General features: G+C 72.3%; 22 protein-coding genes and 1 pseudogene. 16 read left to right on the forward strand and 7 right to left on the reverse strand.

Annotated elements, in window-relative coordinates:
• The first annotated feature begins 274 nt into the window (after window positions 1-274).
• Window positions 275-1,087 (forward strand): enoyl-CoA hydratase-related protein, encoded by an 813-nt coding sequence (locus OG963_RS17890; protein WP_319328772.1) that lies wholly within the window; start codon window positions 275-277, stop codon window positions 1,085-1,087.
• Between the two features lie 7 nt (window positions 1,088-1,094).
• Here OG963_RS17890 and OG963_RS17895 read toward each other — a convergent pair whose 3' ends face one another.
• Window positions 1,095-1,685 carry a DNA-3-methyladenine glycosylase I gene (locus OG963_RS17895; protein WP_030915377.1) on the reverse strand — a complete coding sequence of 197 codons (591 nt, stop codon included), beginning with the start codon at window positions 1,683-1,685 and terminating at the stop codon, window positions 1,095-1,097.
• A complete protein-coding gene (locus OG963_RS17900; protein WP_319328767.1) occupies window positions 1,682-2,197 on the reverse strand; it encodes a hypothetical protein in 516 nt (171 codons plus the stop codon). The genes OG963_RS17895 and OG963_RS17900 overlap by 4 nt, the downstream gene beginning before the upstream one ends.
• 104 nt (window positions 2,198-2,301) lie before the next feature.
• Here OG963_RS17900 and folP point away from each other — a divergent pair, with 104 nt between their 5' ends.
• Entirely contained in the window at window positions 2,302-3,174 is an 873-nt protein-coding gene (gene folP, locus OG963_RS17905) for a dihydropteroate synthase (RefSeq protein ID WP_030915371.1), read from the forward strand.
• A 132-nt stretch (window positions 3,175-3,306) separates the two neighbouring features.
• On the opposite strand, the gene OG963_RS17910 is transcribed toward folP, so the two are convergent.
• Complete coding sequence (locus OG963_RS17910) at window positions 3,307-4,056, reverse strand: TIGR00730 family Rossman fold protein (protein WP_030915368.1); 750 nt, start codon at window positions 4,054-4,056, stop codon at window positions 3,307-3,309.
• 85 nt (window positions 4,057-4,141) lie between these two features.
• The gene (dapE, locus tag OG963_RS17915; protein ID WP_093772771.1) at window positions 4,142-5,221 is read right to left on the reverse strand and encodes a succinyl-diaminopimelate desuccinylase; all 1,080 of its coding nucleotides are present in this window, start codon (window positions 5,219-5,221) and stop codon (window positions 4,142-4,144) included.
• Between the two features lie 61 nt (window positions 5,222-5,282).
• Between dapE and OG963_RS17920 the strand changes: the two genes are divergently transcribed.
• Together OG963_RS17920 and OG963_RS17925 are read left to right on the forward strand one after the other, a co-directional pair.
• Window positions 5,283-6,242: a hypothetical protein gene (locus tag OG963_RS17920; protein ID WP_256328047.1), complete on the forward strand. Its 960-nt coding sequence runs from the start codon at window positions 5,283-5,285 to the stop codon at window positions 6,240-6,242.
• 285 nt (window positions 6,243-6,527) lie between these two features.
• On the forward strand, window positions 6,528-7,013 hold the full coding sequence (locus OG963_RS17925) for an ATP-binding protein (RefSeq protein WP_093772773.1): 486 nt from the start codon (window positions 6,528-6,530) through the stop codon (window positions 7,011-7,013).
• A 119-nt stretch (window positions 7,014-7,132) separates the two neighbouring features.
• Here the strand turns inward: OG963_RS17925 and dapC are convergent, their stop codons facing one another.
• The gene (gene dapC / locus OG963_RS17930; protein WP_093772775.1) at window positions 7,133-8,230 is read right to left on the reverse strand and encodes a succinyldiaminopimelate transaminase; all 1,098 of its coding nucleotides are present in this window, start codon (window positions 8,228-8,230) and stop codon (window positions 7,133-7,135) included.
• Between the two features lie 150 nt (window positions 8,231-8,380).
• Window positions 8,381-8,701, reverse strand: a complete 321-nt coding sequence (fdxA, locus tag OG963_RS17935) for a ferredoxin (protein ID WP_018956287.1) — start codon at window positions 8,699-8,701, stop codon at window positions 8,381-8,383.
• A 117-nt stretch (window positions 8,702-8,818) separates the two neighbouring features.
• On the opposite strand from fdxA, the gene OG963_RS17940 reads away from it, so the two are divergent.
• The 12 genes and pseudogenes from OG963_RS17940 (at window position 8,819) to OG963_RS17995 (ending at window position 21,581) form a co-directional block, all read left to right on the forward strand.
• A complete protein-coding gene (locus OG963_RS17940; protein ID WP_362269900.1) occupies window positions 8,819-9,820 on the forward strand; it encodes a GNAT family N-acetyltransferase in 1,002 nt (333 codons plus the stop codon).
• A gap of 26 nt (window positions 9,821-9,846) precedes the next feature.
• The gene (locus tag OG963_RS17945; protein WP_093772779.1) at window positions 9,847-10,722 is read left to right on the forward strand and encodes a transglutaminase-like domain-containing protein; all 876 of its coding nucleotides are present in this window, start codon (window positions 9,847-9,849) and stop codon (window positions 10,720-10,722) included.
• A 407-nt stretch (window positions 10,723-11,129) separates the two neighbouring features.
• Complete coding sequence (locus OG963_RS17950; RefSeq protein WP_256328048.1) at window positions 11,130-12,470, forward strand: aromatic acid/H+ symport family MFS transporter; 1,341 nt, start codon at window positions 11,130-11,132, stop codon at window positions 12,468-12,470.
• Between the two features lie 213 nt (window positions 12,471-12,683).
• Window positions 12,684-13,448 carry a CoA transferase subunit A gene (locus OG963_RS17955; RefSeq protein WP_093772781.1) on the forward strand — a complete coding sequence of 255 codons (765 nt, stop codon included), beginning with the start codon at window positions 12,684-12,686 and terminating at the stop codon, window positions 13,446-13,448.
• Entirely contained in the window at window positions 13,448-14,104 is a 657-nt protein-coding gene (locus tag OG963_RS17960; RefSeq protein WP_319328753.1) for a CoA transferase subunit B, read from the forward strand. Before OG963_RS17955 ends, OG963_RS17960 begins: the two co-directional genes overlap by 1 nt.
• Window positions 14,101-14,316 (forward strand): annotated as a pseudogene (locus tag OG963_RS17965) (3-oxoadipyl-CoA thiolase); the annotation flags it as partial. The gene OG963_RS17960 and the pseudogene OG963_RS17965, both read left to right, overlap by 4 nt.
• Before the next feature lie 58 nt (window positions 14,317-14,374).
• Complete coding sequence (pcaH, locus tag OG963_RS17970) at window positions 14,375-15,145, forward strand: protocatechuate 3,4-dioxygenase subunit beta (RefSeq protein WP_093929435.1); 771 nt, start codon at window positions 14,375-14,377, stop codon at window positions 15,143-15,145.
• Window positions 15,145-15,711 carry a protocatechuate 3,4-dioxygenase subunit alpha gene (gene pcaG / locus OG963_RS17975; RefSeq protein ID WP_093772787.1) on the forward strand — a complete coding sequence of 189 codons (567 nt, stop codon included), beginning with the start codon at window positions 15,145-15,147 and terminating at the stop codon, window positions 15,709-15,711. Before pcaH ends, pcaG begins: the two co-directional genes overlap by 1 nt.
• On the forward strand, window positions 15,698-17,116 hold the full coding sequence (gene pcaB / locus OG963_RS17980) for a 3-carboxy-cis,cis-muconate cycloisomerase (RefSeq protein WP_371799233.1): 1,419 nt from the start codon (window positions 15,698-15,700) through the stop codon (window positions 17,114-17,116). The genes pcaG and pcaB overlap by 14 nt, the downstream gene beginning before the upstream one ends.
• Window positions 17,117-17,338: 222 nt before the next feature.
• A complete protein-coding gene (gene pcaD, locus OG963_RS17985; protein ID WP_093772791.1) occupies window positions 17,339-18,511 on the forward strand; it encodes a 3-oxoadipate enol-lactonase in 1,173 nt (390 codons plus the stop codon).
• Between the two features lie 5 nt (window positions 18,512-18,516).
• Window positions 18,517-19,695, forward strand: coding sequence for a 4-hydroxybenzoate 3-monooxygenase (locus OG963_RS17990; RefSeq protein ID WP_093772793.1), 1,179 nt, complete (start codon window positions 18,517-18,519; stop codon window positions 19,693-19,695).
• 188 nt (window positions 19,696-19,883) lie between these two features.
• Complete coding sequence (locus tag OG963_RS17995; protein WP_371799234.1) at window positions 19,884-21,581, forward strand: IclR family transcriptional regulator C-terminal domain-containing protein; 1,698 nt, start codon at window positions 19,884-19,886, stop codon at window positions 21,579-21,581.
• 55 nt (window positions 21,582-21,636) lie between these two features.
• Here OG963_RS17995 and OG963_RS18000 read toward each other — a convergent pair whose 3' ends face one another.
• Window positions 21,637-24,006: an ATP-binding domain-containing protein gene (locus OG963_RS18000; protein WP_371799235.1), complete on the reverse strand. Its 2,370-nt coding sequence runs from the start codon at window positions 24,004-24,006 to the stop codon at window positions 21,637-21,639.
• Between the last annotated feature and the right edge of the window lie 47 nt (window positions 24,007-24,053).

Below are 24,053 nucleotides of genomic sequence, written 5' to 3' on the forward strand. Positions count from 1 at the left end.
CGGCCCCATGACAGGCGCTGTGTCACCGGCATCGAACACATTGCTTCCAGGCCATTATCCCGCATCAGAGACCCCGATGACCAACATCGGTCTGCATCGCTTGCGCAACGCGCTCTCTCAAAACCACTCAATTCGGCGATCCGGCTGCGATACTCCGTCGCCTTCACCCCTGCATCGGGGCGCAATTGTTAGACGCAGGTCACATGTTCGCCCTCCGTGCTGTCGGCCATGCTTGGCTCGACAGGCATTGCCCGAGGCGCAAAGGGGACAGCAAATGGCGGACAACGTGGCCGACACGGTGCTCTACGAAGTGACCGACGGTCTCGCGACGATCACGATCAACCGGCCCGACGCGATGAACGCCATGAACACGGCGGCCAAGGTCGCGCTCCGTGACGCGCTGCAGTCGGCCGCCGCCGACAGCGCTGTACGGGCCGTTCTGCTCACCGCGACCGGGCGCGCCTTCTGCGTCGGCCAGGACCTCAAGGAACACGTCGCCACGCTCACCGCCACACGCGAGTCCGGCACGGGCAATGCGCTGAGCACCGTGCAGGAGCACTACAACCCGGTCGTCCGGGCGATCACCGAGATGGAGAAGCCCGTCGTCGCCGGGGTCAACGGTGTGGCGGCCGGCGCGGGCTTCGGCTTCGCGCTCGCGTGCGACTACCGGGTGGTGGCCGACAGCGCATCCTTCAACACCTCGTTCGCCGGGGTCGCCCTGACCGCCGACTCGGGTGTCTCGTGGACGCTGCCCCGGCTGATCGGTCAGAGCCGCGCGGCCGATCTGCTGCTCTTCCCGCGTTCGATCTCCGCGCAGGACGCCTACGAGCTGGGCATCGCGAACAAGGTGGTGCCCGCCGACGACCTCGCCGCGGAGGCGCTGGCGGTGGCCCGCAGGCTGGCGGACGGTCCGACGGTGGCGTACGCCGCGCTCAAGGCGTCCCTGGCCTACGGCGCCGGCCACACGCTGAGCGAGACGCTGGAGAAGGAGGACGAGCTCCAGACCATGGCGGGCGCGTCGGAGGACCACACGATCGCGGTGCAGGCCTTCCTGGACAAGGCGAAGCCGAAGTACCTGGGGAAGTAGCTCTCCGCTACGCCGCGGTACCCCGGGCCACGCAGTCGGCCAGGTGGTCGTCGACCAGGCCGCACGCCTGCATCAGGGCGTAGGCCGTCGTGGGGCCGATGAAGCGCAGGCCGCGCTTCTTGAGGTCCTTGGCGAGAGCCGTGGACTCCGGGGTGACCGCCGCGACGTCCCCGAGGGTGCGCGGGGCGGGGCGGGTGGCCGGGTCGGGGGCGTACGACCAGATCAGTGCGTCCAACTCCCCGTCCGGCCAGTCGGCCAGCACCTTGGCGTTGGCGAGGGTCGCATCGATCTTCGCGCGGTTGCGGATGATCCCGGCGTCGGCGAGGAGACGTTCCTTGTCGGCGTCGGTGAACCCCGCGACCGCGTGGATCTTGAATCCGGCGAAGGCGCTGCGGAACCCTTCCCGGCGGCGCAGGATCGTCAGCCAGGACAGTCCGGACTGGAACGCCTCCAGGCAGAGCCGTTCGAAGAGGGCGTCGTCGCCGTGGACGGGGCGGCCCCATTCGGTGTCGTGGTAGACGAGGTAGTCGTCTGTGGACAGTGCCCAGGAGCAGCGCAGCCTGCCGTCGGCTGCGGCTTCGACGCCGGCGACGCTCATCGCTGCGGCTCCTCGCCGGACCGGGTCCCGGACTGCGGCCCGGACTGCGGCCCGGAATCTCCGGGCGGGGGGTCGGACGGTGCCGACGGGTGCGGCGGTTCCCACGGGGAACGCTCGGGGATCGGCGGGTGCGGCGGTTCCCACGGGGACCGCTCCAGGCGCGGCCGGTTCTGCGGTTCCTTGAAGAGCCCCTTGCCGCCCACCGCCGTCGCCTGCGCGCCGGCGAGCGCCGACTCCAGCTCGGCGATCCGCGCGTCCCGTTCGGCGAGCTCGGCGCCGAGCCGGCCGAGGGCGTCGTCGACGTCCGTCATCCGGTAGCCGCGGGCCACCACGGGCAGCCGCATCGCTTCTACGTCCGCACGGCCGACCGGCCGGTTCGCGGGCAGCGGGTCGGTCAGCTGCTCGGGGGCCACGTCCTGCAGGACGGCACTCTTCCCTCCGCCGACCACCGCGAGGGTGACCGCGGCCACGACCACCACCATCGCCAGCAGCAAGAACCAGAACACGCGCATCTCCCCGGGAGCGAAAACCTGTCCGGCTCCGATCGTGCCATGCGGTGCCGACAGTTAGGGTCGCAGGCGACCCACGGGGCGATCTACCAGAGGAGAAACACGGGATGCGAAGCGGTGCGCTCAGGCTGGGGCGGCGCGAATTCGGGGCGCACGAGCCGGTGATCATGGCGATCGTGAACCGTACTCCGGACTCCTTCTACGACCAGGGTGCGACCTTCCGCGACGAGCCCGCGCTCGCCCGGGTCGAGCAGGCCGTCGCGGACGGCGCCGCCATCATCGACGTCGGCGGGGTGAAGGCCGGTCCCGGCGAGGAGGTGACGGCCCAGGAGGAGGCCCGACGCACGGTCGGTTTCGTCGCCGAGGTGCGGCGCCGCCACCCGGATGTCGTCATCAGCGTCGACACCTGGCGCCACGATGTCGGCGAGGCGGTCTGCGAGGCCGGTGCGGATGTGCTGAACGACGCGTGGGGCGGGGTCGACCCGAAGCTCGCCGAGGTCGCCGCGCGGTACGGGGCGGGGCTGGTGTGCACCCACGCGGGCGGCGCCGAACCGCGGACCCGGCCGCACCGGGTCGTGTACGAGGACGTGATGGCGGACATCCTGCGGGTGACGGAAGGACTGGCCGAGCGGGCCGTGGAGCTCGGGGTCAGGCCGGACGGCATCATGATCGACCCCGGTCATGACTTCGGGAAGAACACCCGGCACTCGCTGGAGGCGACGCGTCGGCTCGGTGAGATGACGGAGACCGGCTGGCCCGTCCTCGTATCGCTGTCCAACAAGGACTTCGTCGGGGAGACGCTCGACCGGCCGGTGAAGGAACGGCTGGTCGGGACGCTGGCGACGACCGCTGTGTCGGCCTGGCTGGGGGCACGGGTGTATCGGGTGCACGAGGTGGCGGAGACGCGGCAGGTACTGGACATGGTGGCGTCGATCGCCGGGCATCGGGCGCCGGCGGTGGCGCGGAGGGGGCTGGCCTAGCCGGGGCGTGACGCAGCGGGGCGGGGCCTTGTCCCGTGCCCGTCCCCTCCCGGAACCGGGGCTCCGCCCCGGCCCCCGCACCTCGATCGCGACGGGGGCCCGGGCAAGCCCGTCCGGCTCCCGGATGCCGTCCTACCGGCCGACTTCCTTCGTCACCAGGGTGACCGCCTCTTCCACGCTGTCCGTGACGTGGAAGAGCAGCAGATCCCGCTCGGACGCCTTCCCCTGCGCCACCACCGTGTCCCGCAGCCAGTCGACGAGCCCGGACCAGTACGCGGTGCCGAAGAGCACGATCGGGAAGCGTGTCACCTTGCCGGTCTGCACGAGGGTGAGCGCCTCGAAGAGTTCGTCCAGGGTGCCGAGGCCGCCGGGCAGGACGACGAAGCCCTGCGCGTACTTCACGAACATCGTCTTGCGGACGAAGAAGTAACGGAAGTTGACGCCGATGTCGACGTGCGGGTTGAGTCCGGACTCGAAGGGCAGCTCGATGCCGAGGCCGACCGAGACGCCCTTCGCCTCGCGTGCGCCCTTGTTCGCCGCTTCCATCGCTCCGGGCCCGCCACCGGTGATCACCGCGAAGCCCGCCTCGACCAGCGCCTTGCCGATCTGTACGCCCGCCTCGTAGTCAGGTCCTCCGACCGGGCTGCGGGCCGACCCGAAGACGCTGATGGCACTGGGCAGCTCGGCGAGGGCGCCGAATCCTTCGACGAACTCCGACTGGATACGCATCACCCTCCATGGGTCGGTGTGCACCCACTCGGAGTCGCCCTCGGTGTCCAGCAGCCGCTGATCGGTGGTGCCGGGCTGTACCTGTTCCCTGCGGCGCAGTACCGGTCCGAGCCGCTGCTCCTCGGGGACGTGCGCTTCCTCGGGGTTGCCCATGACCTGCTCCCTCCGACGACATACCGACGTTGTGTGTCAGGTCAGGGTAGATCTACGGAGGTTACACACAGGGGAATGCTGCGGGTCAGCCGGTGAGCCAGGAGCGGAGCCGCTCCTCGCAGTGGGTGATCCGGTCGACGGCCACGTGCTCGTTGCGCTTGTGCGCGAGGAGCGCGTCGCCGGGTCCGTAGTTCACCGCGGGGACGCCCAGCGCGCCGAAGCGGGAGACGTCCGTCCACCCGAACTTGGGCTGGGCGGTACCACCGACCGCCGCCATGAACGCCTCGGCCGCCGGGTGGGAGAGACCGGGCATCGCCGCGCCGGAGTGGTCGTCGACCGTGAACTCGACGACGCCGCAGTCCGCGAAGACCTCGTGGACGTGCGCCAGGGCCTCTTCGGCGCTGCGGTCGGGGGCGTACCGGTAGTTGACGACGACGGTGCAGGCGTCCGGGATGACGTTGTTGGCGACGCCGGCCTCGATCCGTACGGCGTTGAGGCCCTCGTGGTACTCCAGCCCGTCGATGACCGGCCGGCGCGGTTCGTACGCGGCGAGGCGGCCGAGGATCGGGGCGGCGGCGTGGATGGCGTTGGAGCCCATCCAGCTGCGCGCGGAGTGCGCGCGCTCCCCTTCCGTACGGAGAAACACCCGCAAGGTGCCCTGGCAACCGCCCTCCACCTGGCCGTCGGACGGTTCGAGGAGGACGGCGAAGTCGCCCTCCAGCCAGTCCGGGTGGGCGTCGGCGACATGGCCGAGCCCGTTCAGGTGTGCGGCGACCTCTTCGTTGTCGTAGAAGACGAAGGTCAGGTCGCGGTTGGGCTCGGGCACGGTGGCCGCGATCCGCAGCTGGACGGCGACGCCGGACTTCATGTCGGAGGTGCCGCATCCCCAGAGCACGCCGTTCTCGTCGAGCCGGGACGGAACGTTGTCGGCGATCGGGACGGTGTCGATGTGTCCGGCGAGCACCACGCGTTCGGTGCGGCCCAGCTGCGTCCTGGCGACGACGTTGTTGCCGTACCGGTCGACGGCCAGGTGCGGGAGGGCGCGCAGAGCCGTCTCGATCGCGTCGGCCAGCTCCTTCTCGTCCCCGCTGACCGACGGGAAGTCGACGAGCCGGGCGGTGAGCGCGGGGCCGTCCAGGGTGAGGTCAAGGGTGCTTTCGGGCATGGAACCGACCCTAAGGGACTTCGGTCTCGGGCCCGCTCGGCCCCTCCAGTACGGTGGGGCCGTGCCCCGGACCGCCTCCTCCACCCGCCGACACACCCGCCGCAGCCGCCCCTTCCGAATCGCGGCAGCCCTTAGCGTGCTTCTCGCCGTGGCCGGCTACCTGACCGTGCAGTACGTCACCGGCAACAAGGGGGGCGAGCGGTGCACGGTGCAGTCCGCCGACGGTTCGGCGGGCCAGGGGCGTACGTACCGGATGAGTCCGGAGCAGGCCGCGAACGCCGCGACGATCTCCGCGGTCGGCACCTCCCGCGGGATGCCGGAGCGTGCGGTGACGATCGCGCTGGCGACGGCGTTGCAGGAATCCGGGCTGCGCAATATCGAGCACGGCGACCGTGACTCGCTCGGGCTGTTCCAGCAGCGTCCCTCGCAGGGCTGGGGCACCGAGAAGCAGATCCTCGACCCGGTCTACTCGGCCGGCGAGTTCTATCAGCATCTGGCCGAGGTCCCCGGCTATTCGCGGCTTCCGCTGACCGTCGCCGCGCAGCGCGTGCAGCGCAGCGGCTACCCGCAGGCGTACGCCAAGCACGAGCCGGATGCCGCGCTGCTGGCCGCCGCGCTGACCGGCCGTACGCCCACGGCGCTGAACTGCACGCCGACGCGGACGGCGGCCGCGGCGGCCGACGCGGCGAAGGTGCGCGCGGCACTGGTGCGGACCTTCGGCAAGGGCGTGCTGCCCGCCGCGGACGAGGCGAAGGACGGGAAGCCGGCGGCCGGGACGCACGGCGGGGCATCGGCGGCGGGCACGGTCTCGGTGCCGGTGAAGAAGTCCGCCCGGACCGCCGGGGACGGCGGCACGGCGCAGCGCGGCTGGGAGCTGGCGCACTGGGCGGTGGCGCAGGCCGAGGCACTGGACATCGACGAGGTCGAGTATGCGGGCCGGGTGTGGAAGGCCGGGTCGGGCTGGCGGACGGAGCGTGCGGAATCAGGCACCGCAGAGGTCCGTATACAGCTCGTTCGCTAGTACGGAAGGTCGCCCGTACGGGCCATCCCGCCTTTCCCGAACGGGTGGTCGCCAGACAACTTTCGAAACCGCTTGCCTGTTACCCAAATCCCTTGGGAACAAAGAGAAGTGACGGTTCATCGAACACTCGGCGAATGCAATGTTTGCCCGGGTTCCTCCATTGCCGATTATGTGACGCATTACCGACTCTTTACCTCGGCACACCGCAACCTCTCCCTCCCCCACGGCGGTTGTCACTGCGTCCGGTCAACGGACAGACAGAATCCACACCGTCGAAGGAGCATCATGTCCCTCCCCCTGACCCGTCGGATCGCCCGTGCCGCGCTGCTGATCGCGGCGGGTGCAGCCCCCGTGGTCGGTGCGGCCGGCGCCGCAGGTGCCGCGGAGCTCCCGCAGACCCCCGAGCTCGGCGGTCTGACCACGGTCGACGGCGCAGGCCTCGACAAGGCCGTCGACGGCGTGTCCCAGCAGGGCACCGAAGCCGCGGGCACCACCGGCGGCAAGATCGTCGGGACGACCCTTCCGGCCGCCGGCAAGACCGTCGTCAAGACGGGCGGCACGGCCGCCCCCGCCGCGCAGAAAGCCGCCGGTGAGGCCGCGGGCAGCGCCGGTGAGCTGGTCGGTGGTGCCACCGGTGCCGCGTCCAAGGGTGGCCTGCCCACCGACAGCCTCACCGGCGGCCTGCCGACGCACGGGCTGCCCACCCAGGGCCTGCCCACCCACGGGCTGCCGACGCAGGGCCTGCCCACCCAGGGTCTGCCGATCGCCTGATCCGGCCGGCTCAGCACATGCGAGAGGGCCTCGGGGGGTGCGGCTCCCGAGGCCCTCTCGCATGTCGTTCGGATCATGCGGCGCGGATCATGCGATGCCGGTCCCGCCCGCCGTCCGGTTCAGGACAGCCGCTTGACCGCTGCCTCGACGCGCTCGTCCGTCGCCGTGAACGCCACGCGTACGAAGCGCTCGCCCGCCGGTCCGTAGAAGTCGCCCGGCGCCACCAGGATGCCGAGCTCCGCGAGATACGCGACGGTCTCCCAGCACGGTTCGTCGCGCGTCGCCCACAGGTAGAGGCTCGCCTCGCTGTGCTCGATCCGGAAGCCGTGGGCCTCCAGCGCCGCTCGCAGTGCCGCGCGCCGGTCCGCGTACCGGGTCCGCTGCTCGGCGACGTGCGTGTCGTCCCCCAGCGCCGCGACGGTGGCCGCCTGGACCGGGGCCGGTGTCATCATTCCGCCGTGCTTGCGGATCAGCAGCAGCTCAGCGAGGACGGCCGCGTCGCCCGCGATGAAGGCCGCGCGGTATCCGGCGAGGTTGGACCGCTTGGAGAGCGAGTGGACGGCGACGATGCCCTCGTACGTACCGCCGCAGACGTCGGGGTGGAGCACGGAGACCGGTTCGGCCTCCCAGCCCAGCTCCAGGTAGCACTCGTCGCTGAAGACCAGCACGTCGTGCTCGCGCGCCCAGGCGACGATCCGGGTCAGCTCGTCCTTGGACAGGACGCGGCCGGTCGGGTTGGACGGCGAATTGAGCCAGATCAGCTTGAGGCCGGCCGGGTCGAGCTCGGTCGGGTCGTCGTACACGACGGGCTCGGCGCCACAGAGCCGGGCGCCCACCTCGTACGTCGGGTAGGCGAGCCGCGGGTACGCCACCTTGTCGCCCGCGCCGAGGCCGAGCTGGGTCGGCAGCCAGGCCACGAGCTCCTTGGAGCCGACGACCGGCAGCACGTTCTCGTGCGCCACGGAGATCGCGCCGAGGCGCCGTTCCACCCAGCCGGTGAGGGCGTCGCGGAGTTCGGTCGTTCCCCACACCGTCGGATAGCCCGGGCTGTCCGCGGCGGCGACCAGCGCCTGCTGGATCAGATCGGGCACGGGGTCGACGGGGGTGCCGACGGACAGGTCGACGATGCCGTCCGGGTGGGCCGCAGCGGTCGACTTGTAGGGCGCGAGCTTGTCCCAGGGGAAGACCGGGAGGCGGGAGGAGACTGCTGCGGACACGGATCTCTGCTTTCTCGTACGAGGGTTACGAGGGTGGTTCGGGTGATGCGGGTGGTACGGCGACTGCGGGTGGCCCGGGCCGGAAAACACCTCGGCCCCGCACGGTGACGAGCCGTACGGGACCGAGGCGGCGCACGTGCCGGTCGCTGCCTACTGGTTCTGCGGCGGCAGTGCTGCGATGAACGCGTGGTCGCGCTCGATCAGGCCCAGCTTGGAGGCACCACCGGGCGACCCGAGATCGTCGAAGAACTCGACATTCGCCTTGTAGTAGTCCTTCCACTCCTCCGGGGTGTCGTCCTCGTAGAAGATCGCCTCGACCGGGCACACCGGCTCACAGGCTCCACAGTCGACGCATTCGTCCGGGTGGATGTACAAGGACCGCTGGCCCTCGTAGATGCAGTCGACGGGGCACTCTTCGATGCAGGCCTTGTCCTTTACGTCGACACAAGGCTGCGCGATGACGTAGGTCACGCTGTCGTTCCTCCTCGGTAGGGCGTTGGCTCTCGCGCGGGAGCGCGGCGTCGTCGATGCCCACGCCTAGTATCTCCGTTCCTGGGCACGAACCGAACAGGAGGGGCGGACAGAGCTGTGGAATTCACCATGGGCGGACGTCTTGAGGTCCGAATTACACCAGCTGACGTGGGCAAACGGGTATCAGTCCGACGCCGCTCCGAGGGCGACGCGGCGGGGGCGAAGTTCACCGACGCGGTAGGCGTTCTCACATCATGGGACGCCGGTGTGCTGTCGGTCACACCGAAGAACGGTGTGACCGTCCATATCGCGGAATCGTCGCTGGTGGCGGGCAAGGTCGTGCCGTCCGCACCGGCCCGGCGCCGGGGTCCGGCGGCCACGTTCGCGGAGCTCGCCCCCGTCTGCGCCCGCGCCTGGCAGCCCGTGGAGAGCGAATCGCTCGGCGACTGGCTGCTGCGCTCCGCGGCCGGTTTCACCCGGCGCGCCAATTCCGCGCTGCCGCTCGGCGACCCGGGGACCCCGCTCGACGAGGCGCTCGCACGGGTGAAGCGGTGGTACGACGACCGGGGCCTGCCCGCGTACATCCAGACCTCCACCGGCGCCGAGGGCACGCAGGAGGAGCTGTGCGCGGAGCTGGAGCGCCACGGGTGGCGGCGCGAGGTGACGGCGCAGGTACGGATCGCGGCGCTGGCCCCGATCGGCGACCTGGACGCGGACGTCGCGCCGGTGCGGCTGAGCCGGGAGATCGACGAGGGGTGGCTCTCGCGCTACCAGCGGTTCGACACCCCCGGCCCTCACGTGCTGAAGGTGCTGGACAGCGGGCCCTCGGTGTGGTTCGCGACGGTGCCGGGTGACGCGGAGGGCGAGCCGCCAGCCGCGATCGGGCGGTGCGTGGTGGACGGCCGCTGGGCGGGCTTCATGGCCGTCGAGGTCGGTGCCGCGTACCGGCGCCGGGGTCTCGCCACCGCCGTGATGACCGCGCTGGCCCGCCAGGCGCTGGACGAGGGTGCGTCGGCGGCGTGGCTGCAGGTGGAGGAGGACAACGAGGGGGCGCGTACGCTCTACGACCGGATGGGGTTCGAGACGCATCACCTCTATCACCACTTCCGGTCGGCGTAACCCGGGAAGGTACGTACGTGTCCCCCATGAACCCCCCGAACCCGCCGGATCCGCCCGACCCCGAGAACCCGCCGGGCTCCGGGAGGGACGAGCTCCGCCGGCAGTTCGCCGAGGAGGCGCGCGCCGAACGGCCGGACCTGGCGCTGCTCTGCCTGCTGCTGGCCGCGGAGGCCGACCCGGCACTGGACGCGGACGGGATCGACGCCGCACAGATCGAGCTGGACCGGCTGGCGGGCCTGCTTCCGTACGGGGTACGGGGCGGGCAGGCCTGGGCCTCGGCGCTGGCCGAACTGCTCGGTGAGCGGTGCGGGTTCGCGGGCTCCTCGGCGGACTACCAGCGGCTGGAGTCGTCACAGCTGCACCATGTGCTGCGGCGCCGGCGCGGACTGCCGATCCTTCTGTCGGTGGTGTGGATCGAGGTGGCGCGGCGGGCGGGCGCCCCGGTGTACGGGGTGGCCCTGCCGGGTCATTTCGTCGTCGGGTTCGGCGATCCGGCCGAACAGGTACTGGCCGACCCGTTCGCCGGCGGCCGGCCGATGACCGGGCAGGACGCGGAGCTGCTGGTGACGGGGGCGACCGGAGCACAGCTGGAACCGTCGATGCTGGTACCGGCCCGCCCACTGGAGATCGTTCTGCGGATCCTGAACAACATCAGGGCGTGGGCGGCGGTCCGCCCGGAGAGCACGCGGGTGGCGCTCTGGGCGGTGGAACTTTCCCTGCTGCTGCCGTCCCATCCGGCGAGGCTGCGCTACGAGCGGGCCCAACTGCTCGTGCAGAGTGGAGAGTTCCTTCGCGGGGCGGCCGAGATGGAGGAGTACGCGGAGTTGGTCGGGGTGGTGGAACCGACAGCCGCGGAGGCGATCAGGGGGCGGGCGCGCGCGGCGAGGGCGTTGCTGAACTGAACGCCGTCCCGACTGCGACGAGCAGGGGCAGGGACGGTCCGTACGCAGGCCGCCGTGTTCACCACCGGCTTCCGGCGGACCGAAGTCTCCCCCGGCGCGCGCCGAGTTGCGCACCCGCCGGACAGCGTACGAGCGCGCGGACCTTCAACCCCCGGCCCCTGAGGATCCCTTCCGGGCTTCTCGCGCGCCCTCGTTCGGCGCGGCACATTCACTCACTGCCCGAACCATTGACAAGGCCGTTGATTTTCCCGAAACTCACGTCACCTCGCGAACCATTGTTCACCCAGCGAACGCGAGACCCCAGGGGGCCCGCACCGGCCTCAGCGACAGGGAGACCGTGCCGCCCCCCTTCGGCGTGCAGCGCATGCAGCGCAGGTACCGCGACGACGTGAGAGAAGTGAGTATCAGTGACCACCCCCCACACCCCGCCTGAGCGCTCGTTCCGCACCGTCGGCGCCGTCATGGCCCTGTGCTGGCTGGCCGTGTTCTTCGACGGCATGGACGTCAACATCTACGGCGCCGTGATGCCGCACCTGCTCGACGACTCCTCCCTCGGTTTCACCGCCTCGACCGCCGGCACCGTCGGCAGCTGGACCACCTTCGGCATGCTGATCGGCGCCCTGACCGCAGGCACGCTCACCGACTGGCTCGGTCGCCGGCCCGTCGTGGTCTGGAGCGTCTCGCTGTTCTCCGTCGGCTCCGCACTGTGCGCGCTCGCGCCGTCCGTGACCGTCTTCGGCGCCGGGCGGTTCCTGGCCGGCCTGGGCCTGGGCGGGCTGATGCCGATCGCCCTGGCAGTCGTCACCGAATTCGCCCCGCCGCGCCGGGCCGCGCTCTCCATCGGGCTGATGATGACCTCGTACCACGCCGGAGGCATGGTGGCCACCGGCCTCGGTCTCGCCCTCGCACCGGACTTCGGCTGGCGCGCCGTCTTCTGGGCCGGCGTGCTGCCCGCCCTGATCGCGGTGCCGCTGGTACTGAAGTGGCTGCCCGAGTCGCCGGGGGTACTGCTCGCCAAGGGGCGCACCTCCGACGCCCAGGCGGTCGCCGCCCGTTACGGCCTGCCCTCGCCGACCACGGCCGAGGCGCCCGAGGCCGGGGCCAGGGGGCGTTTCGCCGCAGTCGCGTCGCTGTTCGCGCCCGGCTCGCGGATCGCGACCCCGCTGCTGTGGGTCGCCTCCTTCGCCGGTCTGCTGCTCGTCTACGGCGTCTCCACCTGGCTGCCTCAGCTGATGCGGGCCTCCGGCTACTCCCTCTCCTCCTCCGTCACCTTCCTGATGATCATCAACGCCGGCGGCATCGTCGGCATGCTCGTGGCCGGCCGCGCCGCCGACCGTTTCGGTGCCGTGCGCATCTCCGCGATCTGGTTCGTCCTCACCGCCTGCGGCACCTTCCTGCTCAGGGCCCACCTGCCGCTCGGCGTCGCCTACACGGTCGTCTTCATCACCGGCATCTGGCTCTTCAGCGCCCAGGCCATGGTGTATTCGGCCACCTCGACCGTGTACGCGCCCGCCCAGCGGGCCACCGGGCTGGGCTGGGTCACCGGCATCGGCCGAACCGGCGCGGTCGTCGGGCCCTGGCTCGGCGGCGCCGTCGTCGAGGGCGGCGACGCCGGCCTCGGATTCACCACCTTCGCCGCCGCCGCCGTGCTGGGCGCGGCCGCGATCTGCCTGGTGCCACTGGCTCGTCGCAGCCGGCGCGGGGCGACCGCACAACAGACCTCGGCACCGGCCGGTGCGACCGAGTGACAGCCTGCCCCGCCCCACCTCGCGAGTGACGTCATCGGACGCGCCCGCGGAACCCCGGCCGACGCCGGGCGTTCCGCGGGCGCGTCCGCTGCATGCGACGGGTGCACCCCGAAACCCTGCCGTAGAGCCGTTGACGAACCGGGTGCCGGGGGATCAGAATCAGGGCGCTGTGAACTTAAGTTCATCTGACGAACACAATGGATTGGCGGTCGCATGGACAAGGTGGTCGCCTCGGCCGCACAGGCCGTGGCGGACGTCCACGACGGTGCGTCGTTCGCGGTCGGTGGCTTCGGCCTCAGCGGTGTACCGAACACGCTGATCCAGGCGGTGTACGACACCGGGGTCGGCGGACTGGGTGTCGTCTCCAACAACTGCGGGGCGATGGACTCCGGTCTCGCGGTCCTGCTCTCCGCGGGCCGGATCGCGCGGGTCACGGGCAGCTACATCGGCGCGAACAAGGAGTTCGCCCGGCAGTACCTCGCCGGCGAGCTGGAGGTCGAACTGATCCCTCAGGGCACGCTCGCCGAGCGGCTGCGCGCCGGAGGCTGCGGCATCCCCGCCTTCTTCACACCGGCGGGCGTCGGCACCCAGGTCGCCGACGGCGGACTGCCCTGGCGCTACGACGGCGCGGGCGGGGTCGCGGTCGCGTCGCCGCGCAAGGAGACCCGCGAGTTCGACGGCGTCGAGTACGTGCTGGAACGGGGTATCACCACCGACTTCGCACTGGTCCGGGCCGCCAGGGGGGACCGGCACGGCAACCTGGTCTTCAACAAGTCGTCCCGCAACTTCAATCCGCCGGCAGCCATGGCGGGCCGGACCACGATCGCCGAGGTCGAGGAGCTGGTCGAGCCGGGCGAGATCGACCCGGACCAGGTTCACCTGCCGGGCATCTTCGTCCAGCGGGTGGTGGCTCTCACTCCCCCGCAGGCCGTGGACAAGAAGATCGAGAAGCGCACGACCAGGAAGGTGTCGGCCTGATGGCCTGGACCCGGGACGAGATGGCCGCCCGCGCGGCCCGCGAGCTGGGCGACGGTGAGTACGTGAACCTCGGCATCGGACTGCCCACACTGATCCCCAACCACCTCCCCGACGGTGTCCAGGTCGTCCTGGAGTCGGAGAACGGCATCCTCGGCACCGGCCCGTTCCCCTACGAGGACGAGGTCGACCCGGATCTGATCAACGCCGGCAAGGAGACCGTCACCGTCCTGCCCGGCGCCTCCTTCTTCGACTCGGCACTCTCCTTCGGGATGATCCGCGGCGGCCACATCGACACCGCCGTGCTGGGCGCCATGCAGGTCTCCGCCCGCGGCGACCTCGCCAACTGGGCCGTACCCGGCAAGCTGGTCACCGGCATCGGCGGGGCCATGGACCTGGTGCACGGGGCCCGACGGGTGATCGTGACGATGACGCACACCGCCAAGGACGGCAGCCCGAAGATCGTCGAGGAGTGCACGCTGCCGCTCACCGGACGGACCTGTGTCGACCGCGTCATCACCGACCTCGGCGTCCTGGACGTCACCGACGACGGACTCGTCCTGGTGGAGAGCGCCCCGGGCGTCACCGCCGAGGAGATCCGGCGCCTGACCGCCGCCCCGGTCCGGATCGCCGCGGCCGTCGAAGGGAGCGCGCGATGAACCGTCAGCCGCGCGATGTCTGCATCGTCGACGGCGTCCCCACCCCGGTCGGCAAGTACGGAGGCGCCCCGTCCGGGGTGCGCCCCGACGGCCTCGCTGCCGGAGTACTGCGGTCCCCACCGACCCGTACACCGGACCTCGACCCGGCTCGGATCGACGACGTCCTCTTCGGCCATGCCGACGGCACCGGCGAGGAGAACCGCAGCGCCGCCCTGTGCATCGGAGTCGGGCAGGGCCTCGCCCTGGTCCTGGAAAGGTAGGAAACCCCGTATGACCACCCCTCTGACCCAAGGCCGGATCTCCGAGGAGATAACCGAGCGGCGCGACGCCTACGCCGAGGCCGTGGCCGCCGGCACTCCCCCGAGGAGCCACCCCGACCGCGGTTACGCCCCGTACCGCAGCAGCGTCCTGCGCCACCCCGGCAAGCCGCTGGTCACGCTGCACGACCCCGAGGCCGTGGAGCTCTCCGGCCCGGTCTTCGGCGTCACCGATGTCACCGCCCTCGACCACGACCTGACCCGGCAGCACCAGGGCGAGCCGCTCGGCGAGCGGATCAAGGTCACCGGCCGGGTGCTGGACCGGGACGGCCGCCCGGTGCGCGGCCAGCTGGTCGAGGTCTGGCAGGCCAACGCCTCGGGCCGATACGCCCACCAGCGCGACGACCATCCCGCCCCGCTCGATCCCAACTTCACCGGTGTGGGGCGCTGCCTGACCGATGATCAGGGCGCGTACGAGTTCGTCACCGTCAAGCCGGGCGCCTACCCCTGGCGCAATCACGTCAACGCCTGGCGTCCTGCCCACATCCACTTCTCGCTGTTCGGCAACGCCTTCACCCAGCGGCTGATCACCCAGATGTACTTCCCGGGGGACCCGCTCTTCGCCTACGACCCCATCCTCCAGTCCGTCACCGACGACTCCGCGCGCCGACGGCTCGTCGCGACGTACGACCACGACCTGTCCACCCCTGAATGGTCGCTCGGCTATCGCTGGGACATCGTCCTCGACGGTCCGGCCGCCACCTGGATCGAGGAGGGCCGCTGATGTCCACCACCCCGTCGCAGACCGTGGGCCCGTTCTACGGTTACGCGCTGCCCTTCACGAAGGGCGGCGACATCGCCCCCGCCGGACACCCCGACGTCCTCACCGTCCACGGCCACGTCTACGACGGCGCCGGGGCTCCCGTCCCCGACGCCCTCATCGAGATCTGGCAGCCCGCACCCGACGGCTCACGCCGCGGCGCGCCCGGCTCACTGCGCCGCGATCCCGTCACCGGAGCGGTCATCGGCCGGAGCGACGTCGGCTTCACCGGCTTCGGCCGCGTCGGGACCGACGCGGCCGGCCACTACGAACTGCGTACGCTGCCGCCCGGCGGCGTCCCCTACCTCTCTGTGATCGTGTTCGCCCGTGGTCTGCTGCACCATCTGCACACCCGTATCTACCTGCCCGGCCTGACCGACACCGCGGCCGACCCGCTGCTGGCCGGCCTGGAGCCCGAGCGCCGCGCCACGCTCCTCGCCGTCCCGCACGGCGAGCGGCTGCACCGCTTCGACATCCGGCTCCAGGGTGACGGCGAGCACGAGGAGACGGTCTTCCTTGCCTTCGACTGACGTCGCCGAGGACCTCGGCCTGCTCTCGCCGGGACAGGCCGGGTCACCGGTGGAGGCCGCCACCGGTGACGCCGCGTACGTCCGCGCGATGCTGGACGCCGAAGCCGCGCTGACCCGGGCGCAGGCCGCGCTGGGCCTCGCCCCTGCCGCGGCGGCGCAGGCCGTCACGGCGGCGGCCGCCGAGACCGCCCGCTACGACGTCCGGGATCTCGCGCTGCGCGCCCGCTCCGGCGGCAACCCCGTCATCCCGCTCGTCGCCGACCTGACCGCGGCCGTCTCCGAGCACGACCGGCAGGCCGCCGCCCATGTGCACCGCGGGGCCACCAGTCAGGACATCCTGGACACGGCCGCCATGCTGGTCGCCGCCCGCGCCCTGGAACCCGTCCTCGCCGACCTCGTACGCGCGGGCCGCGCCCTGGCGCGGCTCGCCGCCGAGCACCGCGACACACCGATCGCCGGACGCACGCTCACCCAGCACGCCGTACCCACCACCTTCGGCCTCAAGGCCGCCGGCTGGCGCTCGCTGGTGCTCGACGCCCACGAACGCCTCGCGGCCGTCCGGGCAGGGCTGCCCGCACAACTCGGCGGAGCGGTCGGCACCCTGGCGGCCTTTCACGCCTTCGCCGAGGCCGACGGCTCGACCGCCGGCCCGGATTCCGGCCCGGACCTGGGCCTGCGGCTGCTCGCCGGCTACGCCGCCGAGACCGGACTGGCCGAGCCCACGCTGCCCTGGCACACCCTGCGCACCCCCGTCGCCGACCTGGCCGGCGCCCTCGCCTTCACCGCCGGGGCACTCGGCAAACTCGCGGCGGACGTTCTGCTGATGTCCCGTACGGAGATCGGCGAACTCGGCGAGAGCAGCGGCGGCGGCTCCTCCGCCATGCCGCACAAGGCCAATCCGGTCCGCGCCACGCTGATCGCCGCCGCGGCCCGGCAGCTCCCCGCCCTCGCGGCCGTGCTCTACGCCGGGCTCGCCGCCGAGGACGAGCGCCCGGCCGGCGCCTGGCACGCCGAGTGGCAGCCCCTGCGACAGGCCCTGCGCCTGGTCGGCGGAGCGGCCCGCGACGCCGCCGAACTGACCGAAGGCCTGCGCGTCCACCCGAACCGGATGCGCGGCAACCTCGACGCCACCGACGGCCTCGTCATCAGCGAGCGGCTCGCCGCGGTGCTGGCGGCCCTGATCGGCCGGGGCGAGGCCAGGCAGGCGCTGTCGCGGGCGTCCCGCCGCGTCGTGGAGCAGGGCATGGGACTCGACGAAGCACTCCGGCAGGAGCCCGGCATCGTCGGTGCCCTCTCGCGGGACCGGCTGCGCGAACTGACCGACCCGACGCGGTACGCGGGCTCCGCGGGCGCCCTCGTGGACCGCGCCCTGCGCCGCTCCGACGCCGCCGAGAACCCGACCTGACGTCGCACCGGCACCTCCCGGCACCCGAGCTGACAAGGCGTCGGCGCTGTTCAGGTCTCGACCTGACGCGGCATCGGTGCCACCCGGGGCCCGATCTGATACAGCGTCGGACATCGACGGCGCCGGACAGCCCTCTGCCCCACCGCACCGGCCGGCGGCCGTCTGCCGTCCGCGCCCCACCGCCCACCGGGCGGCCCCGCACCACCAGCACGAGGAGACCGCATGAGCACTTCTGCCCCCGCGCAGCGTCTGCTGCACCACCGTGTGGACGGCCGGGACTCCGCCCCGCCGCTGATCCTGGGCCCTTCGCTCGGCACCTCGCTGGCCGTGTGGGACCCCCAGACCCCGTCGCTGTCCCGGACCCACCGGGTGGTGCGCTGGGACCTGCCCGGCCACGGCGGCTCCCCGGCCGGCCTGCTGCCCGACGGCGGCACCGTCGCCGACCTCGGGCAGCTGGTCCTCCGCCTGGCCGACGCGCTCGGCGTCGAGGAGTTCGGCTACGCGGGCATCTCGCTCGGCGGCGCGGTCGGCACCTGGCTCGCCGTGCACCACCCCGAGCGGGTCACCTCGCTCGCCATCCTCTGCTCCTCGGCCCACTTCGGACCGCCGGGGGGCTGGTCCGACCGCGCGGCGCTGGTGCGCACCGAGGGCACCGGCCCGGTCGCGGAGACCGCCCCCGCCCGCTGGTTCACCCCGTCCTTCGCGGCTTCCCCGGCCGCGCGGGCGGCGGTCGACGACCTGTCCGCGGCCGATCCCGGGGCCTACGCCGGGCTCTGCGACGCACTCGCCGGCCTCGACCTGCGCGCCGAGCTGTCCCGTATCACCGCGCCGACCCTGGTCGTTGCGGGCCGCGAGGACCTGGCCACGCCCGTCGCACACGCCCGCGAGCTGGCCGACGGCATCCCCGGCGCGGCCCTGACCGAGGTGGCCCACGCCGCGCACCTCGCCAACGTCGAGCGTCCGGTTCCCGTGCTGGCCGCCCTGCTGGGACACTTCGCGGCCGATGCCGCATCACCTGCCGACGACGCCTCCCGGCACGACGCCGGCATGTCCGTGCGCCGCGCCGTGCTCGGCGACGAGCACGTCGACCGGGCGATCACCCGCACCACCGACTTCACCGCCGTCTTCCAGGACTTCATCACCCGCTACGCATGGGGCGAGATCTGGACCCGGCCCGGGCTGAGCCGCAGAATCCGCAGCTGCATCACCCTCACCGCGCTGGTGGCCCACGGCCACCACGAGGAACTGGCCATGCATGTACGGGCCGCGCGCCGCAACGGTCTCACCCCCGAGGAGATCCAGGAGGTCCTGCTCCAGTCGGCCGTCTACTGCGGCGTGCCCGCGGCGAACGCCGCTTTCGCCATCGCGAACCGCATTCTCGAAGAGGAGAACTGACCGCCATGGACCACACCACCGTCGGCATCGTCGGCGGCGGCCCCGCGGGGCTGCTGCTCGCCCGGCTCCTGCACAACTCCGGCATCGACTGCGTCGTTCTGGAGAGCCGGGACCGCACCTACGTCGAGCAGCGCCAACGCGCCGGCATCCTCGAGCAGAGCACGGTGGACGTGCTGCGGGAGTCCGGCGCGGGCGAGCGACTGGACCGCGAGGGTCTGGTCCACGACGGCATCGAGCTGCGCTGGGACCGCCGGGCGCAGCGCATCGACTTCCCGTCGCTCACCGGCGGCCGCAAGGTGTGGGTGTACGCCCAGACGGAGGTCGTCAAGGACCTGATCGCCCTTCAGCTTGCGGACGGCGCACCGCTGTTGTTCGAGGCCCAGGTGAACGAGGTCGTCGGAGCCGACACGGACCGGCCCGTCATCCACTACACCCACCAGGGCCAGGACAGGACGCTCGGGTGCGACTACGTCGTGGGCTGCGACGGGTTCCACGGCGTGACCCGCAAGGCGGTCCCGGACGGCGTCATGAGCGCCTTCGAGCGGGTCTATCCCTACTCCTGGTTCGGCATCCTTGCCGATGTCCCGCCGTCCTGCGACGAGCTGATCTACGCTCACTCGCCGCGCGGCTTCGCCCTGCACAGCATGCGCTCCGCCACGGTCAGCCGGCTCTATCTGCAGGTGCCGAACGGCACCGACCCGGCCGACTGGCCGGACGACCGGATATGGGACGAGCTCGACGCCCGCTTCGCGACCGACGGCGACTGGCGGCTCGAACGCGGTCCGATCACCTCCAAGGCCGTGCTGCCGATGCGCAGCTTCGTCACCGAGCCCATGCGCTGGGGCCGGATCTTCCTGGCCGGCGACGCCGCGCACATCGTGCCGCCCACCGGTGCCAAGGGACTCAACCTCGCGGTCTCCGACGTCGCCGTGCTCGCCCGGGCCTTCGCCCACCTGAAGGACAGCGGCTCCACCGAGCTGCTCGACACGTACTCGGACACCTGTCTGCGCCGGGTGTGGCGCGCGGAGCACTTCTCGTACTTCATGACGACGACCCTGCACACCGACCCGGGCCAGAGCGCATTCGAGACCCGGCTCCAGGTCTCCCAGCTGGACCGCGTGTCGTCGTCCCGCCACGCGGCCGCGGAGCTCGCCGAGAACTACGCGGGCCTGCACATCGGTTGAGCTCCTGCTGACGCAGCGGCGTTGCGGGGCCGAGGGGCGCCGCGCGCCGCAGACGTTGCCCGGGCGCGGCCGCCCGTCACCCCGTCGGCGCAGGTGGAGCGGGTGCGCGGTGCTCGGCCGCCCCGCGCGGCCGCAGGACCCGACGGGTACGGTTTCCGCACACCCGGAGGCTCGACGAGGAGGACCGCATGCCGCATGCCGCGACCGCAGCCGAGGCGGACGCCGCAGCACCCGGCGGCGAGCCGGTCGGACCGTTGGAGCGCGGTCTGGCCGTGCTGCGCGCCCTGGCCGCCCACCCCGGACCGCGGATGCGCCCCGGCGATCTGGTCCGCGCCACCGGACTGGCACGCTCCACCGTCGACCGCATCGTCACCACCCTCACCCACCTGGGATATCTGCGCATCGAGGACGACCGCGACGTGCTGCTGGCGCCGCGCCTGATGGAGCTGGGCAATGCCTATCTCACCTGCTGCGGTCTCCCCGACGCCCTGGAACCGCTCGCCGTCGCGTTGGCCGACGAACTGGACGAGTCGGTCTCCCTCGCGGTGCCGGACGGCGCCGGGGTGCGGTTCATCAGCCAGTCCACCCGGCGGCGCACCATGGCGCTGGCCTTCCAGATCGGTGACCTGCTGCCCGCCGAGCGGTGCGCCCCGGGCGCCCTCTTCGCCTCCGGGTGGAGCCCCGAGCAGCAGGCCGACTGGCTCACCCGGCTGCACGACGACCCCCGTGACACCGGCTTTCCCGCCGTTCCACCCCGCTCGGGGCCACCGGCCCCCGACGAGGTGGAGTCGGCCTTCCGGCAACGGGTGGCCGACGCCCGTGACGCCGGCTGGGCCGCCGACGACCAGCTGATCGAGCCCGGACTGGTCGCCGTCGCGGTCCCCGTGCACGCACCCGACGGCAGCACGGTGTGCGCGCTGAGCGTGGTCAGTCACACCAGCAGGCACAGTGCCCGGTCGCTGGCCGAGCACGCCCTGCCCCGGCTGCGGGAGTACGGGGCGCGGATGCAGGCGGCACTGGCGTCCCCCGCACCGGTGGCCACGCCGCCCGGGCCCGGCGGCCCTGACACCTCGCGCGCCGCCAAGGCGGAGCTGGGTCCGGAATTCCTGCAGTCGCTGACCCGGGGGCTGTCCGTGCTCACCGCCCTGGGATCAGCACCCGGTGGGCTCACCCTGTCCGGCGCCGCGGAGGCCACCGGCCTGGCCCGCGCCACCGCCCGCCGGGCGCTGCTCTCCCTCCAGCAGCTGGGGTACGCGGCACCTGCCGGTGAGGGACGACGTTTCACGCTGCTGCCCACCGTGCTGGAACTGGGCTATGCCCGGCTCTCCCGGCTGAGCTTCGCGGAGATCGCGCAGCCCCATCTGGCCCGGCTGGTGGAGCAGGTGCACGACTCGGCGTCCGTCGCGGTGCTGGCTGCCGACGACGACATCATGTACGTCGCCCGGGTGCACACCGTACGCATCATGAGTGTCAACATCACGGTCGGCACCCGCTTCCCGGCGTACGCCACCTCCATGGGCCGGGTGCTGCTTGCCGGTCTGCCCGAGCGGGAGGCGGCCGAGCGGCTGGCCCGCGCCTCGGTGCGACCGCTGACGCCGTTCACCCGGGTCGACGCCGCCGATCTCGTCGAGGCCGTGGCCCAGGCACGACGGGACGGTCACGCCCTGGTCGACCAGGAGCTGGAGGAGGGGCTGCGGTCGATCGCGGTGCCGGTGCACGACCGCACCGGCCGGGTGGTCGCCGCCGTGAACGTCTCCACCCACGCCAGCCGGGGCACCCTGGACGACGTGCGGCAAGCGGTGCTGCCCGCGCTCACGGCGGCGGCGGCCGCGATCGAGGAGGACCTGGCGGTCGTCACGGAGCGGGTCCGGCTCGCGATCCCCTGACGGCGCCGGACCGCGGCCCCTCCTACGGGGTGTGTCGCCGGTGTGTCGCCCACCCTCAGGTGAGTTCCGTGACCGTCCCCTCCAGCACCGCCGGGGCCGGGCCCCCGTGGATGATCCCGAGGCGTTGTGTCGCCCGGGTCAGTGCGACGTACAGGTCGTTCAGACCGCGTGCCGACCGGGCCAGGATCTCCGTCGGATCGGCGATGAGCACCGCGTCGAACTCCAGTCCCTTCGCCTGCCGTACCCCCAGCACCACCACCCGGCTCTCCAGGTCGGGCTCGTCCCCGTAGACAGCGTCCGGGACCGACTCGGCCACCGCTGCGCCCAGTTCGTCACGGCGGGCGTCAGGGACGAGTACCGCGAGCCGGCCGTCCTCCAGTGCGGCGGCCTCCTTCGCCGCCCGGTCGGCGAGGGTGCGGGCCAGCAGGCCGGGCTCGGTTCGCATGCGCCACGGCTCCGCCCCCGTCTCCCGTACCGAGCGCGGCAGCTGGAGCCCCGGGCCGAGCGCCGCGAGAACCTCCGAGGTGGATGCCATGATCTCGGCGGGGGTGCGGTAGTTGACCGTGAGCGACACCTGCCGCCACCGGTCGCCGACGTGCGGGGCGAGCGCGGACGCCCACGAAGAGGCACCCGCCGCGTCGCCGGTCTGCGCGACGTCACCGACCAGGGTCATGGAGCGGGTCGGGCAGCGCCTCATCAGCAGCCGCCAGGCCATCTGGGACAGTTCCTGCGCCTCGTCGACGATGATGTGCCCGAAGACCCAGCCCCGGTCGGCGAAGGCGCGTTCGGCGACGGTGCGGACCATGCGTTCCTCGTGACGGTCGGCGAGCGTCTCGGCGTCGAGCATGCCCATGAGGCTCTCCTCGTCCTCACCGTCACCTGCCGCGAGGTCGAGGACGCCCTGCGCGTACGCGACGCCCTCCGCCCGCTCGGCCGCGGCGGCGGCCTCGGCCGCACGGTCGTCCTGACCGAGCAGTTCGGCGGCCTCGTCGAGCAGCGGCACGTCGGCGGCGGTCCAGCCGCCCCCCGGCGCGCGATACAGCGACTCCCTTTCCTCATCGGTCAGTTCACGTGCCGCCGACACAAGCCGCGCACGGTCGCCGTACAGGTCGGTCAGCAACTGCTGTGCGGTGAGCGGAGGCCAGAGGGCGTCGAGCGCGGCCCGGACGTCGGCGTCGGTGGCGAGCATCCGCCGTACGTCGGCGATGTCCTGCGCCTCCGTCCGTTCCTGGGCGGCGGCCGAGTCCTCCTCGCCGAGCAGCCCCGGCAGGGCGTCCAGGTCGGCGCGTACGGCACGGTCGAGATCGGCCTCGGCCAGCACCTCGGCGATGTCCGCCTCCAGCCGGTCGGCGAGGGTGCGGGTGTCCTCGACGGACCGCCGGGCCAGCGCGGCGACGATCTCGCGCCGGAAGACGGGGGCGGCCCTGTTGTGCGGCAGCCTGGTCGCGCGGGCGGCGTCGGCGGCGCGTAGGCACTCCTCGTGGTCGAGGCGGACCACATCGCCGTCGAACTCGACCTCCAGCCCGGTGCCCGCCGGTACCTGGCGGTCCCGGACCGCCGCCGCGATCACGGCCGCCATCTCCGTACGCCCCTTGACCTCGGCGGTCTCCGACGGTTCGGTCCGGTCGGCACGGACTCCGGGGAACAGCTCGCCGACGGTGGACAGCAGCACGCTGTTCTCGCCGAGACCGGGCAGCACCTGGCCGATGTACCCGATGAAGGTGGGGTTCGGTCCGACGACCAGCACGCCACGGGAGGCCAGTTGCCGGTGCGTGTAGAGGAGATACGCGGCCCGGTGGAGCGCGACCGCGGTCTTGCCGGTGCCCGGGCCACCCTGCACCACCAGGACCCCTCGGTGGTCGGAGCGGATGATCGCGTCCTGCTCGGCCTGGAGCGTGGCAACGATGTCGTGCATGCGGCCGGTGCGCCCTGCGTCGAGCGAGGCGAGCAGCGCGGCCTCGCCGGTCAGCTCGCCGACCGGCACCCCGTCGCGGTCGAGAACCTCGTCGTCGAGGCGGACCACCCGGTTTCCACGGGTGGTGATGTGGCGGCGCCTGCGGACGCCGTGCGGGGCGGCGGGCGTGGCGACGTAGAAGGGGCGGGCGGCGGGTGCGCGCCAGTCCAGCAGCAGCGGATCGTCGTCCGCGGACTCGGCGGGCAGTCCGACGCGCCCGATGTAGTGCCGATCGCCGTCCCGCAGATCGAGCCGCCCGAAGCAGAGCCCGTTCTCGGCGGCGTCGTACCGCGCGACCTGCCCGGCGTACCGGGCGGCGGCCGCCTCACGCTCCAGCCGCCCCTGGCGGGTCCCGCCGGTCTCCCGGAGGACGCCGGTCAGCCGGTTCCGGGCATCGTCGCGGAGGGCTTCCACGCGGGCGTGAAGCATGTCGAGATGGTCCTGCTCGTGTGCGATCTCAGCTGTGGACAACGGTGCACTGACTCCCTGCGGGCGGTGGCGGGCGGCAGCCCAGGGTG

Source organism: Streptomyces sp. NBC_01707 (genome assembly GCF_041438805.1).
Classification (GTDB): Bacteria; Actinomycetota; Actinomycetes; order Streptomycetales; family Streptomycetaceae; genus Streptomyces.

Excerpts from the sequence above, each read along its gene's own strand:
- pcaD (WP_093772791.1), top strand. The coding sequence starts at position 17,339 with ATGAGCACTTCTGCCCCCGCGCAGCGTCTGCTGCACCACCGTGTGGAC.
- OG963_RS17990 (WP_093772793.1), top strand. The coding sequence starts at position 18,517 with ATGGACCACACCACCGTCGGCATCGTCGGCGGCGGCCCCGCGGGGCTG.
- OG963_RS17890 (WP_319328772.1), top strand. The coding sequence starts at position 275 with ATGGCGGACAACGTGGCCGACACGGTGCTCTACGAAGTGACCGACGGT.
- OG963_RS17895 (WP_030915377.1), bottom strand. The coding sequence starts at position 1,685 with ATGAGCGTCGCCGGCGTCGAAGCCGCAGCCGACGGCAGGCTGCGCTGC.
- OG963_RS17945 (WP_093772779.1), top strand. The coding sequence starts at position 9,847 with ATGAACCCCCCGAACCCGCCGGATCCGCCCGACCCCGAGAACCCGCCG.
- pcaG (WP_093772787.1), top strand. The coding sequence starts at position 15,145 with ATGTCCACCACCCCGTCGCAGACCGTGGGCCCGTTCTACGGTTACGCG.
- OG963_RS17955 (WP_093772781.1), top strand. The coding sequence starts at position 12,684 with ATGGACAAGGTGGTCGCCTCGGCCGCACAGGCCGTGGCGGACGTCCAC.
- pcaH (WP_093929435.1), top strand. The coding sequence starts at position 14,375 with ATGACCACCCCTCTGACCCAAGGCCGGATCTCCGAGGAGATAACCGAG.
- folP (WP_030915371.1), top strand. The coding sequence starts at position 2,302 with ATGCGAAGCGGTGCGCTCAGGCTGGGGCGGCGCGAATTCGGGGCGCAC.
- OG963_RS17925 (WP_093772773.1), top strand. The coding sequence starts at position 6,528 with ATGTCCCTCCCCCTGACCCGTCGGATCGCCCGTGCCGCGCTGCTGATC.
- OG963_RS17960 (WP_319328753.1), top strand. The coding sequence starts at position 13,448 with ATGGCCTGGACCCGGGACGAGATGGCCGCCCGCGCGGCCCGCGAGCTG.
- dapE (WP_093772771.1), bottom strand. The coding sequence starts at position 5,221 with ATGCCCGAAAGCACCCTTGACCTCACCCTGGACGGCCCCGCGCTCACC.
- OG963_RS17910 (WP_030915368.1), bottom strand. The coding sequence starts at position 4,056 with ATGGGCAACCCCGAGGAAGCGCACGTCCCCGAGGAGCAGCGGCTCGGA.
- OG963_RS17995 (WP_371799234.1), top strand. The coding sequence starts at position 19,884 with ATGCCGCATGCCGCGACCGCAGCCGAGGCGGACGCCGCAGCACCCGGC.
- OG963_RS17900 (WP_319328767.1), bottom strand. The coding sequence starts at position 2,197 with ATGCGCGTGTTCTGGTTCTTGCTGCTGGCGATGGTGGTGGTCGTGGCC.